The 16,807-nt window shown below is 35.2% G+C and carries 13 protein-coding genes; 11 read left to right on the top strand and 2 right to left on the bottom strand.

Annotation, left to right across the window (positions count from 1 at the left end; all coding sequences use genetic code 11):
- Positions 1 to 112: 112 nt before the first annotated feature.
- The 9 genes from PQ963_07145 to PQ963_07105 are packed head-to-tail and all read left to right on the top strand — an operon-like array spanning position 113 to position 7,567.
- The gene (locus PQ963_07145; protein ID MEN4029436.1) at positions 113 to 1,255 is read left to right on the top strand and encodes a UDP-N-acetylglucosamine--N-acetylmuramyl-(pentapeptide) pyrophosphoryl-undecaprenol N-acetylglucosamine transferase; all 1,143 of its coding nucleotides are present in this window, start codon (positions 113 to 115) and stop codon (positions 1,253 to 1,255) included.
- A 49-nt stretch (positions 1,256 to 1,304) separates the two neighbouring features.
- Complete coding sequence (locus tag PQ963_07140) at positions 1,305 to 2,495, top strand: hypothetical protein (GenBank protein ID MEN4029435.1); 1,191 nt, start codon at positions 1,305 to 1,307, stop codon at positions 2,493 to 2,495.
- A 15-nt stretch (positions 2,496 to 2,510) separates the two neighbouring features.
- Entirely contained in the window at positions 2,511 to 3,206 is a 696-nt protein-coding gene (locus tag PQ963_07135) for a metal-dependent hydrolase (protein ID MEN4029434.1), read from the top strand.
- Between the two features lie 4 nt (positions 3,207 to 3,210).
- Positions 3,211 to 3,831 (top strand): Era-like GTP-binding protein, encoded by a 621-nt coding sequence (locus PQ963_07130; protein MEN4029433.1) that lies wholly within the window; start codon positions 3,211 to 3,213, stop codon positions 3,829 to 3,831.
- 31 nt (positions 3,832 to 3,862) lie between these two features.
- Positions 3,863 to 4,228 (top strand): DUF2073 domain-containing protein, encoded by a 366-nt coding sequence (locus PQ963_07125; protein ID MEN4029432.1) that lies wholly within the window; start codon positions 3,863 to 3,865, stop codon positions 4,226 to 4,228.
- Complete coding sequence (locus tag PQ963_07120; protein MEN4029431.1) at positions 4,212 to 4,514, top strand: Zn-ribbon containing protein; 303 nt, start codon at positions 4,212 to 4,214, stop codon at positions 4,512 to 4,514. The genes PQ963_07125 and PQ963_07120 overlap by 17 nt, the downstream gene beginning before the upstream one ends.
- 35 nt (positions 4,515 to 4,549) lie before the next feature.
- Positions 4,550 to 5,503, top strand: a complete 954-nt coding sequence (locus tag PQ963_07115) for an ATP-binding protein (protein MEN4029430.1) — start codon at positions 4,550 to 4,552, stop codon at positions 5,501 to 5,503.
- Positions 5,493 to 5,933, top strand: a complete 441-nt coding sequence (locus PQ963_07110) for a response regulator (protein ID MEN4029429.1) — start codon at positions 5,493 to 5,495, stop codon at positions 5,931 to 5,933. The genes PQ963_07115 and PQ963_07110 overlap by 11 nt, the downstream gene beginning before the upstream one ends.
- 11 nt (positions 5,934 to 5,944) lie before the next feature.
- Positions 5,945 to 7,567 (top strand): histidine kinase dimerization/phosphoacceptor domain -containing protein, encoded by a 1,623-nt coding sequence (locus tag PQ963_07105; GenBank protein ID MEN4029428.1) that lies wholly within the window; start codon positions 5,945 to 5,947, stop codon positions 7,565 to 7,567.
- A gap of 2 nt (positions 7,568 to 7,569) precedes the next feature.
- On the opposite strand, the gene rqcH is transcribed toward PQ963_07105, so the two are convergent.
- Complete coding sequence (rqcH, locus tag PQ963_07100; GenBank protein ID MEN4029427.1) at positions 7,570 to 9,546, bottom strand: ribosome rescue protein RqcH; 1,977 nt, start codon at positions 9,544 to 9,546, stop codon at positions 7,570 to 7,572.
- 222 nt (positions 9,547 to 9,768) lie between these two features.
- Between rqcH and PQ963_07095 the strand changes: the two genes are divergently transcribed.
- A complete protein-coding gene (locus PQ963_07095; protein MEN4029426.1) occupies positions 9,769 to 10,047 on the top strand; it encodes a hypothetical protein in 279 nt (92 codons plus the stop codon).
- A 27-nt stretch (positions 10,048 to 10,074) separates the two neighbouring features.
- On the opposite strand, the gene PQ963_07090 is transcribed toward PQ963_07095, so the two are convergent.
- Positions 10,075 to 12,009 (bottom strand): DUF2070 family protein, encoded by a 1,935-nt coding sequence (locus PQ963_07090; protein ID MEN4029425.1) that lies wholly within the window; start codon positions 12,007 to 12,009, stop codon positions 10,075 to 10,077.
- 590 nt (positions 12,010 to 12,599) lie between these two features.
- On the opposite strand from PQ963_07090, the gene PQ963_07085 reads away from it, so the two are divergent.
- Positions 12,600 to 16,721, top strand: coding sequence for an Ig-like domain-containing protein (locus PQ963_07085; protein MEN4029424.1), 4,122 nt, complete (start codon positions 12,600 to 12,602; stop codon positions 16,719 to 16,721).
- The last annotated feature ends 86 nt before the right edge of the window (positions 16,722 to 16,807 follow it).

Raw genomic sequence — 16,807 nt, 5'->3', positions numbered from 1 at the left:
CATTTTAATTCATCAAAAACCCCTTATTAATTCAAAAAATAGTAATACACATTAAAAGCCAGAAATAGGACTTAAATTTCACTTATAAAATACATTTAAAGGCCAGAACAACATGAAAGTACTTATGATGCCCTGCGGCATAGGTATGGGACATATATCCCGCTCTATAGCCCTTGCAGAGAAACTTCAGAAAAGAAACGCGGAGGTGGCGTTTGCAAGTTACGGATCTGGCTATGAAAGGTTAAAAGCGCAGGGAAAGTACAAAACAGCTAAATTGCCCGATATTAAATTCTATGGAGATAACGAGGGGTTTGATATTAAGTACACTGCCAGAAAATCCATAGATACTCCTTTCATTTTCCTTAAAAGTATATATCATGAATCAAAAATAATAAAAAAATTCAAACCAGACGTTATTGTTGCAGATGCACATTATTCTGTCCCTATAACCGCAAAAGTTCTGGGAATACCATGCATCATGGTCACCAACGAATTAACCCTTAACTTTTCCAGACTTTATCCTGATGAAAAAACAATGGAATACCTTGAAAATGGGCTTAAAAGATTTATTAAGGATGTTTTAAAGCTGTGCAGTGCTATTTTAATTCCAGATATTGAAAATTCCATAGAAGTACCTCCCAAGCTAAAGGAAAAAACCATTTTCACAGGGCCATTTCTTAAACAGGACCCTGATAAAATAGGGGATAAAAAGGAAATCAGGAGAAAATCAGGTTTTAAAGAGGATGAAAAAATAGTTCTGGTCACTGTTGGAGGGAGTGAATTTGGAAAAAAGCTGCTTAAGATCATCTATGAGGCATCCAAAGAAATAGACTGCGATAAAATAATAATGATAACCGGCCCCCAGATTGATCCTGATTTTATTCCAGATTCAGATAAAATAATAAAAAAGAAGTTTTTAGAAAATATCACAGAATGGATGAAAATTTCTGATGTCATAGTAAGCCTTGCCGGCCACACTACAACCATGGAAATTGCCTCAATTGGTATTCCAAGCATTATTGTGCCTGTTGAAAACCATTCTGAACAGCTTAAAAATGCGTTGGCCATGAAAAAATATGGAATTTCCTATGTAAGAAAAATAAATAGGATTAACCCCAGAGAACTTGCAGAGGATATAAGTAATATTTTAAAGGATGAAGATTTAATAAGGAAAATAGATAATATTAAAAAAGAATTTTCCAGGTATAATGGAACTGATAGGGCAGCAGATATTATATTAAAAGTGCAGAATTAAAGAGCAATGTTTATAATGGATGAAAAGAAGATATAATTGGAGGCATCAAATGATCAATATAGTTCTTGCAGCTTTCGGAGTGGTGTTAGTTATTGGAGGTTTTTATGCAATGTCTTATGGATTTAAAACCCCTCCCAGCATCTCATTTTTCTTTATAGGTTTAGTTCTTACAGTTTTAGGGGCGCTGCCAGTTATTATTTTTGGAAGTAAGGTCAGTATGGCTGAATTTAAAACCCCGCCTGAAAAGGTTTTAAGATCTAAAAAATCGGCTGAGAGTACCAAAAGCGTTATTAAACCTAAAAAAATGCCTGAACCCCTCCACAAAATAAAGCCAAAGGTTTCAAAAAAGTCTGAAGAATCCCCTATTAAAAGATTGATCACTGATAAAAAGAAGAATATTAAGCAGGCGCCAGAAAAACCGGTTGTTTCTAAAAAAATTGAACCTAAAAGGGTGTTAGTCGATAAAAAGCCTGATTTCAGTATCCAAAAAGCTCCAAAAGCTCCGGAAAATAAACCAGAGATCATTCCCCCGGAGATAAAGCCCGTTTCTACTAAATCCCTATTAGATAATAAAGCAAAAAAGTTAGAAGTGGTTCATAAAGAAAAAAAAGCTGCACCTGTAAAAACACCTCCTTCAGTGAGTAAAAGTGTGAAGGACGATAAAACTAAAGATCATTATGTAAAGGACAGATTAAACCGGTTGAAAGAAAATTACTTTAAAAACACTTCAGACATTGAAAATTTAATTGAAGAACGCCTTGATTCTTTTAAAGGAACCTTAAATAAAATTAAATCCGAATCTAAAGATCCAGGCATAATATGGTCATTTGATTCTAAAGACGTGCAGGGCACCATGCAGGACACTGTTTTAAAGGCCAGTAAAAAAGTATTGATGATGTATCCATGGGTTCGTAACATAGATATCAGCATTTTAAAGAGATTTATGGAAACTGAAAGTAAAATAATTTTACAGGAGGCAAGTCTGGATGATGACGCCTCAGTCGAACTTATAAAGCTTTTAATGGAAAATAATGTTAAAATAAGAACCATGCCCCATGTTCATACTGTGGCAATTGTTTCAGATAAAGATAATGGTTTGATAATATCCACAGATCCTATATACGAGAGTTTTGAAGTTGGGGTGATCTATAAGGATCAAAGGTCAATTGAAGAGATTGAAAGAATGTTTGAAGAAGCATGGAAACTATCACAGGAAATAGATCTTGGTTTAAATAATTAACTGGAGACATGATTAATGGAAATAAGATGGCTTGGACATTCTGCATTCCAGATAAACTATGAAAATTTAAAGATATTGATAGACCCTTTTATCAGCAATAATCCAGTTTGCCCGGTTACAGTGGAAGAAGCTGATGCAGACATAATATGTGTTACACATGGACATGCAGATCATTTTGGAGATACAATGGAGATTGCAAACCGAACAGGGGCCGTAATCGTAAGTAACCACGAACATTCAGTGTATCTTGCAAAACAGGGTTTTGAAACTATGGGAATGAACATAGGAGGCACAGTCCAAACTCATAACACAAAAATAACCATGGTTAATTCCACCCATTCATCTGATATGGACTTTATAGAAGAAATAGGGGCTGGAGGAAGCTCCTGCGGTTATATACTCCACATGGAAAACGGCAGAAAGATATACCACTCTGGAGATACAGGTTTATTCGGAGATATGAAAACAGTGATAGGAGATATCTACAAAGTCGACATTGCACTTCTGCCAATTGGTGACAGGTACACCATGGGGCCATTTGAAGCCTCAATAGCTGCAGAATGGATTAACCCGGAAGTTTTAATACCCATGCATTATAATACGTTTCCTGTAATAGAGCAGGACAGCGAAGAATTTAAAGATCGTGTTGAATTAAAAAACAAAGATATGAGGGTTGTTATTCTTGAACCTGGGCAAATATATAAAGAGTGATAGGATGCATAACATTTTCAGAAGATTCTTAAACAGACTTCTTGGTAAAGACAAAAAACTAAAGATAGGACTATACGGTCATCCAAATTCAGGGAAAACCACACTTGCAAACACCATGACCAGTGACTGGTTAGGGAAACCCCTGGGATTAGTATCAGAGATTCCTCATGAAACCAGAAGAGTTTACAGACAGGAAAAAGTGAGTATAAAGCATAACGGTGTTGAACTGGATTTTGATATAATAGATACGCCAGGAATAGCAACTAAAATAGACTACAAGAATTTTTTGCAGTATGGTTTATCAGAAGCAGAAGCAAAGGAAAGGGCAAAAGAAGCTACAAAAGGAATTATAGAGGCTATTAAATGGTTAGATGATGTTACGGGCGTTCTTCTGGTTGTAGATGCCACTAAAGATCCGCTGACACAGGCTAATATAACCATAATTGGAAATTTAGAAGCCCGAAAAATTCCCTTTGTTATTGTGGCCAATAAAATTGATATTCCAGAATCTTCTCCTGAACGTATAGCATCAGTGTTTCCCCAGCACACAGTAGTGCCAATTTCTGCTTTGCATGGTGAAAATACAGGGGATCTTTATGATGCCATGGTAAAGAGATTTAAATAGGGATTACCGGATAGATTCAGAGGTTTAAAAAATGAATAGTTTAAAAATGGATTTTCTATCTTCAGACGCTCTTCGATCTTATAGCAGCATAGAAAAGGTTTCAATGATTGTAGACAGAGTTAAAGGAGGAGACCTTGTAGTTATTGAAGGAGGATTAACCCCTGAAGAAGAGGCAGAACTTATAGAAACCACCATGAGGGAGATAGATATTGAAAATTTTGTGGGAATCGATATATATACCCTTGAGAAGAATAAAAGATCTTTTTTGGGAATGTCCAAAAAAGCAGTTGGACTGACCATAATTGGACCTGCTAATCTCATGAAAACAGTAAAGAAAAGGTCGAACTTCCTTTCAATGATAGCAGATACTGGTGATAGTGGTGCATCTATGCATTAAATGCGGCGCATTATTTAAAGGATGTCCAGAGGATATTCTTAAAGGATGTCCAGAGTGTGGAAGTCATTTTTTTGAGTATCATCCTGAGGATAAAGAGGACAGAAAAGAAAAGCCCCATGGAAAATCTGTTGAAACCATTATGGTCCATGACCATGGGATCTATGAAGTGGATCTTCCAGCGCTTTTAGAGGATGATTCCATAATCGTCTCTGATGAGGAAGGGAAATATCTGATTGATATTAACTTTTTACTTAAAAAGAAGATAAAAGATAAAAATAAATTTTAAGAAGCTGTTACAGGCTATTGATTACGGTGAGAACATTGAGAGCATTCCATGAGTTTGGGCAGGGAAATAAAGCATGGCTTGCTCCTGCAATTTTAATAGGACTTGTAATTTTTATACTGCTAATTTCATTAGGATTAAGAGGCATAATTACTGAAGATTATTTTAGGGTGTTAATGGTACTTTTAATAGTGATCATGGTTGCTTTTTTGTTTGAAAGAATAGAGAAAGTGAGAATTCTTAATAAAATGAATGAAAAACTTAAAAAGCGGACAGAAAAGCTTAAAGATGCCAATGAAGAACTTGAAGCATTTGCATATTCAGTTTCACATGATCTGAGGATTCCACTTAGAGCTATTGATGGATTTTCCCGTATTTTGATGGAAGACTACGAAGATGAACTGGACAGTGAAGGTAAAAGACTGTTGAACATTATTCGAGAAAATACCCATAAGATGGGACAGCTTATTGATGATATCCTTTTATTATCCCGTGCAAGCCGTCAGGAAATGAAATTTAGAGACGTAGATATGGAAGAACTTGTAAAAAGAGTGTTTGAAGAACAGAAATCATCATCACAATCTCAAAATGTGCACCTGAAATTGGAACATATTCCTCCAGCTTATGGAGACCTGGCACTGCTCCAACAGGTCTTCAGTAACCTTATTTCCAATTCATTTAAGTTTACAGAGCCAGAGGATGAAAGAATAATTGAAGTAGGTGCAAAAAATGGAAAAAATGAAACCACATATTTTGTGAAGGACAATGGTGTGGGCTTTGACATGAAATACAAAGATAAGCTCTTCGGCTTATTCCAGAGGTTACATGGTGCAGATGAATTTGAAGGAACAGGTGTTGGACTTTCCATTGTTCAAAGAGTGATTAGAAGACATGGTGGGACGGTCTGGGGAGAAGGAGAACCAGATAAAGGAGCAACATTTTATTTTTCTATTCCCACACATAAAATAAGGGATGAAGAAAATGGGTTTTAACGAAATTGAAGTGCTACTTGTAGAGGACAACGAAACTGATGCTGAGCTTACAATCAGGGCTTTAAAGAGAAAAAATCTTGCTAACAATTTAGTCTGGGTTAAAGATGGAGAAGAAGCACTTGAGTTTGTCTTTGCAACAGGCAGATACTCTGAAAGGGAAATTGATGATTTCCCTAAATTAATTCTTCTTGATTTAAGAATGCCCAAAGTAGACGGGTTAGAAGTTATACGCAAAATTAAAAGGGATGAGAGAACAAATAAAATACCCATTGTTGTTTTAACATCATCTAAAGAAGACGAAGATATTGTAGAAAGTTATAACCTTGGCGTAAACAGCTATGTCAGCAAACCTGTGGAGTTTGATGAATTTAGGGAAGCTGTCTCAACACTTGGATTATACTGGATGTTACTGAATAAATCCCCGGAATAATGGAGATTTAAATGCAGGGAAAACTTAAAATACTGATACTTGAAGACGTTTCATTTGATGCAGAGTTAATTGAATATGAACTGCGCCGTGATGGATTAAAATTTTCTTCAAATGTCGTTGAAAAAGAAGAAGATTTCTTAAAGGCGCTTGATGAATATAAACCTGATTTAATACTTGCAGATCATTCACTCCCCTCCTTTGATGGTGTTTCAGCACTTAAAATTGCTAAAGAAAAGTCTCCAGATACTCCCTTCTTTTTTGTAAGCGGTAAAATTGGGGAAGAATTTGCCGTGGAAATGCTTAAAACAGGTGCAACAGATTACATCTTTAAAAATAATCTTTCAAAACTGGCACCTGCAATTCATCGAGCTTTAAAAGAGGCAGAAGAAAAGGCTGAACGAAAAAAAGCAGAAGAATCATTAATTCAGGCACACCTGAAATTAGAAAATAAAGTTAAAGAAAGAACAAGGGAACTTCAAGAAGCCAATGAAGAATTAAAAATAGAAATTATAAGAAGAAAGGAATTAGAAGAAGCATTACAGGAAAGTGAAAAAAAATTAAAGGAAATCATACATTTTTCTCCAGTTCCCCAGTTTGTAATTGATAATGAGCATAATGTAATTTACTGGAACAGGGCACTGGAGATACAGAGTAATATTCCTGCAGGAGAAATTGTCGGCACTAAAAATCAGTGGCAGGCATTTTATGATTATGAAAGGCCCTCTATGTGTGACCTTTTAGTAGATAAACGTTATAAAGATATCCCCAGGTATTTTGGAAATAAGTATAAAAGATCCAGAATTTTAGAGGATGCATATGAAGCTATAGATTTCTTTCCCTCTCTTGGAAATAGGGGGAAATGGTTACATTTCACTGCAGCAGCCATTAAAAACTCTAAAAACGAAGTTATTGGTGCTGTAGAAACTCTTGTAGATATAACTGAGCAGAGAAAGGCAGAAGATGAAATAAGAAAGTCTCTTGAAGAGAAAGAGGTTCTGCTTCGAGAGATTCATCACCGGGTTAAAAATAATTTACAGATAATAAGTTCTCTTATAAATCTCCAGTCAAATGGTATAGACGATAAAAAAGTATATGATGCTTTTAAAGAAATTCAAAACCGTGTTAAGTCAATTGCACTGATTCATGAAAAGCTTTATCAATCCAAAGATATTTCAAAAATAAATTTTGCAGATTACATTCCAAAGCTGGCATCAGATCTTTGCCGTTCATACGATATCAGCCCACTGATAGACCTTGAAGTAGATGTAGATAACGTATTGCTGGATATTAATAAGGCGCTTCCCTGTGGTCTGATTATCAATGAACTCATAACCAATTCCATAAAGCACGCATTCAAAAATGTGAAAACCCATGAATTCCACTATAAAACATCTGCAAACGAATTAAATACTGTTAAAAAGGGTAAAATCAGTATAAGTTTCCGTTATACAGAAGATGAGTATGAAATGATAGTATCTGACAATGGCACAGGTTATCCTGAAGATTTAGATATTGAAAATACTGAAACTTTAGGGTTACGTCTTGTAAATAGCTTGAAAGGCCAGTTAAACGGCGAAGTTGAACTTAAAAATATGGACGGCGCTTTTTTCAGGTTAACCTTTAAAAATGAATGAATTCATCTTCTTTTAATTGTTCTCTCATCAACAATATCTGCTTTACCAGAGGGTAGAACCCTTATCATGTCTTCAAGCGTGAAAACACCTTCTTCATCAATTTTCCTTAATATTTCCCTTGAAAGTGCTTCTTTTTTTGTATAACCCGGTTTAATGATGATGTATTTATCAGTATATTTTTTAAGAGCATCCAGAGGACCGGCCATTATTCTCTCCCCTTCATAATCCACCACACCCACTGCAATTAAAAGTGTTGCTGCCCGGATATAATTTCTACTTCCCCTTATAATAAACGCCCCTTTAGGAACGAATTCTCCAGATTGGGGGGTCTTTGAAACCTGATCTGGGCAAACCCAGTACACATCCTGTGATCCAAATCCTTTTGACCATGCACTTGAATATGATGCTGCAAACGAAGCTGCCTCTTCAATTGTTGTTTCTGGAATTTCCCTACCTTCACTTTTTACCACAACAGAAGGTGCTCCATGTATATCTGAGTGGAAATATATGTCATTATCTTCCATATACTTTTTAACCACTATTTCATTGGTATTTGCATCACGACCTCCAATTACCAAAAACCCGTCTGATGAGAGGAACCACCTGAACTTTTCAAACCATTTAAGCTCTTTTTTAACCCTCTTTTCAGGTAGAGTTACTCTTTCCATTTCTATTTCTTTTTTATTTCTCGCTTTTTCAATTTCCTTTTTAGTCTTTTCAATTGCTATATTAACTCCACTTATTTTTCTTTTCGCCTTTTTTGCCTTCTCATAATAAACTTCAGCGTTTTCTGGTATTGGGGAAGTTGCATCAATCATTATGGGAGTGTTATCAATCTTTAAATTAAGATTTCCTAGTTTATCAAGTGATTCAATTATCTGGGCCTCTTCCATCCCCTGCTTTTTAGCCTGTTTAAGTGTTGATGCTATTTCATTCCATGAATATTTTTTTCTTGCATCCATTATGATATCAAGGATGTTTTGAATCTTTCCATAGTTTGAATATATCAAATCTCCTTTCTTTTTTGATTCTGTAATGGTCCTGTGGAATTTAGCTAAAGTGTCCTCCTGAATCTTCAATCTTTTTTCAAATTTTTTAACCTCGCTACCCCATATACCCTCATACTCACTTTTAATATCTTCTCTAACCTTACTGCTGTAAAACTCATCTGCAGCCAGGTTATAAGTTTCAAAGACCTCTTTTTCGTTATTTTCATAGATTTTAAGATCAATAGGGACCACATCTTCTTTTTCACCTTTTACTATTTGAGGATGAAACCTTGATGTCTTTAAAGGTTCAAAAAGTTCTTCAATAGCCCTATAGATAGAATTTAAATCTTCATCTGGAATTTCTGATGCCTGTAACTCCTTCTGTACCCCAGACCTCATTATAATTTCTTCAGCGTAAACACCGCCTAAACCGCTTCTTGCAAGGGTTCTTATTATGTCTGTAGATGAATTATCAAATAATTCCTTAAGTTCATCCTTTTTTAGTTCAAGAGGATTAATACCTCTTTTTGGAGGGTACTTATACTCTTCTTTGGAAGATATTTTCCTGTCGCTCCATAATTTACGTTTAAGAGGTAAAATAATCCTTCCTTCCTCATTTAAAAGTATTATATTCCCCTTTGCAAACAGTTCAACAATTAGTGTAAATCTGTGCTCTTTTTTCACCTCAATCTCTATTATACGGTCGAAATTGTGCTGTTTAATGTCTTCTACTGTTGCCCCTTTAATATATTTTCTAAGAAGCATTGGAAAATTTGGGGGAATCTTAGGGTTTGGAAGAGGATACTGGGTTAAATGCGTTCTGATACCTGCCTGAAAAACAGCATCAACTCTTCCCTTACGAGCTACATGGAACCTGATTAAAACTGTGTCTTTAGCTGGTTGAAATGCCTTATCAACCCTTGCACCTTTTAAAACTTCTCTCATTTCATGACAAATTGCATAAATGTCCACATTAGACATGTTTTTCATGGTAACACCTTAAATAAACATTTAAATATGTGATGGATAATAGCAGTAAATTTTATTTTTAAAGATAAAACATTTATTAGTAATCTCACCAAGTTATATAAAGAACTATTCTAATTAAAAATGCTAAGTATTATTTTGTTAGAACATAAATTAAAGTCATCGAATTAATTAAGTGTTGATTAAAAATTCAATTACATGTTATAAAAAATGGAGGAGAAATATATGGACGTAGACGGTAAAGTAGCTGCAATTCATGGAGCTGCTGCAGTAGCAGCAGGTTACATATCATTTTTATTATCAAGCGGAGCTATACCTGGAATAGGTAGAAATGAAGCACTGGCAATTATAGGTGCATTAATCATTCTTTATCTATCTGGCAGGATTTCAGAAAAATTATTTGGTAAAAAAGAAGTAGGGGGAGTAAAAGGATGGTTTTGGAGCGGTATAGCACCTTTTTTCTTCTTATGGATGATGGTCTGGATTATATTCATGAACATTTAAAACCATTTCCCCTTTTTCAATAACTATCTAAAATGCCCAGTAAAATATCCATATAAACACGAAAAAAAGTGCTAATATTAATACAAGCGGTGCAAATATCCTGCTAACAGCTACAATTGAACTTATGGTAGTTACAAGTTCAGTAGCATGTGTGGGGCCAAGAGTTTTAATATCTTTGATATGGGGAACCTTGAAACCCACTGAAACTTCTTCTAAATCAGCTATAGCTTCTGCAGTGCATTTTATAATGGATTCTATTATTTCATCCTGCATTTTTCCTCCAACTGGATTGTGACCTCCAGAGAGGGTGTTTACATAATGCGTATCTGTGGTCATTACTTCTGCCATATCTATCTCTAATTCCAGCACTTTTTCCAGTATTTTTTCTCTAAATCCTTTAATCATGTTGTTTGAATCTAAAAGTATGTATGCAGTCTTTTGAGAGCTTGCAAAACTAACGTTTTGCGCATTCGAAATCTCCGATTTCGATGCCCCGAACACTTCGTGTTCGAGGGCTCCAAAAATCGAAGATTTTTGAGAGTTTCCCTCATAGTCATATGCCTCAACAACCATTACCTTTATTCCACTTTCTCCTATACCGTCTTCTTTAGACACTGCATCCATAGAATCGCTTGAACATCCTACTTTAATTTTGTATCTCTTTTTGGGTATTTTTATTTTCGAAACTGCCTCCATAAGCTTGAAAACTTCCTTATTACCTGGTAAAACCCTTCCACCTTCGCCTTTAAAACAGTTATGGCAGTCTACCAGTATAACATTTTCCACCCCACAGACAGACTTTGCCTGGTTCATAAGGGCAAGACCAACCCCAAAATCGATGTCATCAAACCCTTCAGGCGAAAATGTTGCAAGCATTAATAAATTGTTGTCAAAATACTGTGCACCTATCTTGGCGCCATCATTTTCAACCCTGAAAAATTCGCTGACGTTTTCAAAATAACTCATATTGCTCAGGGAATCTTTTACAACCTCTTCTATTTTATTTATTTCTTTGGAGGCAACAGGATTGAAATCATGAGTTGAAGGGCCGTGAGAGACCATGGTGAAAGTATCAAACTTGCTTGAAAGTATTGTAGGCATGTTTCCCCCTCCAATGTTTCCTATTGGACCTGGATGTACACATGGTGCCATAAAAATTGATTTGATTCCATTTTTTCCCTTAAAGCTTATAACACCGGTCAATGTATCAATAGGCTCACCTATATCCTCAAAAAGATTTTCCATTGCAGAAGACCCTTCAGTAAGGTGAGATAATGTAAGACTTAAAAGCTCTAATCCTCCAACTCCCAGATTTCTTCTCATTGGGGACTCTATAACAACTACAAGGGAATATATTGCAACCATTAATATCAATGATGCAATAAGTATCCTTAAAATAAGTGCTAAAATACTGAAATTGCCAATATTGGTGGTTATACTGGTTAAAAATACTATAACTATTACCATGCTGATTATAAGTGCAGGTTGAGTTGCAGACACCGCAACAGACTTTATTAAACTTATATTAGACGTCCCCCAAATAGCCAGGATTCTGAAGGCAAACATTACTGCACAGCCAAAAATCAGGGCATCAATAATATAATCATAAACTGAAAAGGAAGATACCAGACTACCTATTACATATATAACTCCCACTATCATCATTGAAACTAATGCAAGGAACATTGACTGTTTCATTTTCATGTATCTACTGTTTTTAAAAGAATTTATGATAAGAGGGGTTAAACCACCGCCCATTATAGAAGTTAAACCAAAAATTAAAAAACCTGCTGAACCCCCGTAAACAACATTATGAAATATTGAATATTTTGCTAATGGTTCCATTAAGGAAGCTGCGCATCCAATTATAAAGCTTAGAAATGCCATGCTGAAAAGTGAAAATCTGGTTGATGGAAGGGTCATGATATATCTTGTAAGACCTACCAAGTTATCTGTGGACATAATTAACTCCTGAAGATGTTTTTAATCTATAATGTGATTATTTTTTATATTTTTTACTAAGAACCCATTTCAAAAATTTTATATTTTACATCGTATATAAAATCATGCCATGAGATTTAAAGAATTTGATGATTAGAAGTGGGAATTAAGGGGCGAATCTATAGGATGCGATGGCTATAAAGGAAGACCACGGAGGGTCGATGAAAAATCATAATAAAAGAATTGCTGTAGAGAGAATTGAAAATGTAATTTTCAAGATTCAGTGGATGGATTGAATCCGCCTAAGGTTTGAGAGGCCACTTAACATTCATGGCTTTTATCAACCTGACGTGCATGATTACATATGGAGGCTTTTGAAATGAGTTCAATATTTTTTTTTGATTATTGTATTTAATCTTAAGCTTTCATATTAAAGTAGTAAACTTTATAAACGTTAATACTTTAATTGATTTACTATAGTGAATTAATATACTACCACCACATCATTAAAAGACAATTATAGATTTACTAATGATTTAAATGCTATATTTCCATTTATTTAAAAAAATATTTACAATAATATAATTTATACAGTTTAAGGACGTGGAAATTTGAGAAAGAACGTATTATTACTGATAATTACGTTTATTTTCATATTATCAGTTTGTGGAACTGTTGCAGCAGCCAATAATAACATCGAACGTGTTAGTATTTCTACCAATGGTAGTGAATCTAATTATGGCTGTTCTGAGCCTTCTATTAGCAGTGATGGTCGTTATATAGCTTTTTCTTCTTATGCAAACAATCTTGTAGAAAATGATACGAATGGCCATAGTGATATATTTGTCCATGATCGCGTTTTAAACATCACAGAAAGGAATAGTATCTCCAGCACAGGCACTGAAAGTAATGGAGATAGCTTTGAGCCTTCGATAAGTGCTGATGGAAGTTTTGTAGCATTTGTCTCACATGCAACTAATCTTGTAGATGACGATACAAATGATGCCGGTGATATATTTGTCTATGATAGATTATTTAAGTTAACAAAAAGAATTAGCTTAGCTTCTAATGGAGAACAATCCAATTCAAACAGTAATGAGCCTTCTATAAGTGGGAATGGAAACTATATTGCCTTTACTTCATGGGCAAGCAATCTTGTAGAAAATGATACAAATGATTGGGGTGATGTTTTTGTTTACAATCGTATTACAGGTACTTTAGAGCGCATAAGTATATCAAATAATGGCAATGAACAATTAATGCCCCCTAATTCCATGATACGTGTAGGGTATGAACCTTCTATAAGTGATGATGGACGTTATGTCGCTTTCACTTCATATGCAGAAAACCTTGCAGGTGGAGACAATAACAATTGTCAGGATATATTCCTCCATGATCGAGTTTTAAAAACCACAAAACGAGTAAGCATATCCTGCAATGGCCATGAAGCTAATGGTAATAGTGAAAACCCATCAATTAATAGCAATGGGCGTTATATTGCTTTTACTTCAGATGCCAATAACCTTGTTGAAGATGATAGTAATCCCTGGAGAGATATTTTTGTCCATGATACAGAAACAGGAATCACCGAAAAGGTTAGTATTTTCATTTCAGAAGAAACAATATCTCGCAATCCTTCAATAAGTGGTGATGGACATTTTATAGCATTTGAAGCTACGAAAGGAGAGCAAGTTAGAGAAGCTGGTTTAAATGAGAACTCCCCTTATATTTTCGCTGATGTAGCAAATGGCCACAATATATTCCTTCATGACCGGACATTAAAAACTACAAATCGTATAAGTACATCTTATATATGGGAAGAAGCTGATTCATCTAGCTATAATCCTTCCATAAGTGATGATGGAAGTTTTGTGGCCTTCAGTTCCTATGCAGGCAATTTAGTTCCAGGAGACAGTAATCATTGTGCAGATATTTTTGTTTATAATCAAGATATTAACTCTTCAATCTCTGGAATAATTAATCCCGGTATAGTAAAATCAGGTGATGAAATAACTGTGAGAGTAAATGCTCCAAACTCAGTCAATATCACTGCATTGATTCTGGGTGAAACATTGAACCTGAATAAGGGAGCAGATGTTCTCTGGTATCTTTCCTACACTGTACCAAATGTTTCTGATGGATATTATGATGTTTTATTAACTTCAACTGATAATGAAGGACATCAAAAACAGATTAACCTTAATTTTATTGTAGACAATACAATACCTACAATTTCTGGCACTGTTACGCCAAATGCTGGGAAAAAATGGGATCCAATTTCTATTAATGCATTAACAAGCTCTGATACAATGAGCGTGACTGCTTCAATACTTGGTGAAGTCTTTGATCTGTACAAACAATCAGAGAGTAGTTGGGACCTCTATTACACTATTCCAGATATTGACGATGGCATTTATCCAATTTTATTAGCTGCAAAAGATAAGGCTGGAAATCAAAATAATTTTTTCCTGAGTTTTACTGTGGATAATAAACCACCAACTGTTTCAGGCACCCTAAACCCAGAAACAGTGAAAACATTTGATAAAATAAACATAACTGCCACTTCTGATCCTGATACATCACGTATAACTGCCTTAATCTTCAATCAAACTTATGACCTAATAAAACAGAATGATACATGGAATCTTCAATACATGGCCCCATATGTTTTAGATGGTAATTATCCTATTTTACTGACAGCTAAAGATAGTGCAGGTAATCAAGGTACTTTTTCCCTTAATTTTAATGTTTTAAACCCAATAGATAATGTATCACCAGTTATTTCAGGAATTATTACACATGCAACACTTTTAAATGGAGTATTTAGAGAAAGGCCATGGATTGATATCCAGGCATTTTCTGATCCTGATACTGTAAGCGTTACTGCATCAATAGTTCGTTCCATCAGCTCTGATTCATTTCAATATTTCGATGATGCTGTAAACATTACTTACACTCTTACAAGACAAGAAGATGGATCATGGCTCAGTTCCAGTTTTAGCTGGCTAAGAGAAGGAACTTACACAGCTTTATTGACAGCAAAGGACCTGTCAGGAAATCATGGCAATACAACTATCAATTTCAATGTAGAGAACATAATACCTGCAATAACCACTATTAGTTACCCTGAAAGGCTAAAATCCGGCGATTTACTCACTTTAAATGTCAATGTCAGTCCTGATGCCAAAAAAGTATATGCATCTACTCCATCCGGATTTGTGAACCTAGAAAAACAGCCCAGTGGATTATGGAGTCTTCAATATACTGTTCCACAATTAGGAGATGGAGATCATACTATCTGGATCACCATTCTATATGGGCTCGGATGGGTTACTCCTGACCGCACTACACTCATCACTGCAGATAGTTCTATCAGATTTACTGTGGATAACACTCCCCCATATATTTCAAGTTCTGCCAACCCAAACCCCTTAAGATCCGGCGATGCACTTGAAATAAAAGCTTCTGGCAGCACCAGATCCTATTTTAAACCAGATGATACTGCAAATATTACAGCAACAATTTTAGGACAAACTTTTAATATGAAAAAGTTACATTCCTGGTCAGACTGGTGGCGAGATGATTCTGGTAGCGACTGGAATATAGATTATGTTGTTCCAAACTTGCCGGATGGAGTTTATACAATACATATTACAGCTACAGATAATGTAGACAATCAAAGGACAATTTCCTTAAATTTCACAGTAGATAACGCCCCGCCAATAATAACAGCCACTATAAACCCAGATACTCTAAAATTTATCGATTTTTCAGGACAAAGAAGAATAAAAATCACAGCCCAATCATCTCCAGACACAAAAGCTGTTCATGCATATTTTGATGGATCATTTTCTTATCATCCTACTTATCTTCGCGATTGGCTTGGTTCTCCCATCTTTCTTAGTGGCCCTTCCTCTCAACCCTTGAACTATTTGAATGGTTACTGGACCTATGAATTTGGTGTTCCCCACATAATAACCATTGGAACTCATTATGTAAAGTTGATAGCAACTGATTATGCTGGAAATAAAGGAATAATCTATATTTCTTTTACTGCCGTTGATTTTTCAGGTTCTATCAAACCGCCAAGCGGATGGTCAGGAATTGGAATAGGAGGCGGTGGTTCATCAGGTACAGGAGGATCATCTGGAAATGGTGGACGTGGATCTCAAGGAGGCCCATCTAGAGGTTCAAGTGGAAGCGGATCAAGCACAGGAGGTTCTTCAGGTGGATCATCAGAAGATAGAGGTGGTGGTTCTGGAGATTCACCAGATCAAAATGAACCTCCAACTTCTCCTGATTATACATTATATCTAATAATTTTATTAGTAGTGATTCTACTTTTAGCCTTGATATTTTTATGGTACATTGGTGCTTTATCAGTCCTGTGGTTTTTCCTAGAAATAATCCTTTTTGCAGTTATAAGAGGATTTTTAGGGCTTATTGGAATTATAATGAAGTGTTTAGCATATATCGGATGGCTTTTTTTGAAAGATGCTTATATCATTATCAATCCATTTGCATTTATTCTAGAAATTTTCAAGTTCAGTGCCACTCCCAGTATTCCGGGTGCTATCCAATTAATAATAAACCTATTAGGTGGAAGATTTAATTCATTTGCCCCTCTATCTGAAACTATTGGAGCAGGACTTTATTCATATGGAATTTATGAATTTGTTGACAGTGTTTTCAAATTAGGAGATAGATTCAAAAAATGGTTAGGGTTTAAATAGAAATTTTCCTTATAAATTCTGCAGATTAATTATAAGCTAAAAAAGCTTAAAATATATAGGAATTTAATATTTCAGAATTAGAAAAT

This window comes from Methanobacterium sp. (assembly GCA_039666455.1).
Taxonomy (GTDB): domain Archaea; phylum Methanobacteriota; class Methanobacteria; order Methanobacteriales; family Methanobacteriaceae; genus Methanobacterium_D.
Note: the sequence above shows the minus strand (reverse complement) of the source record. Positions and strands in the feature narration are given on the sequence as shown.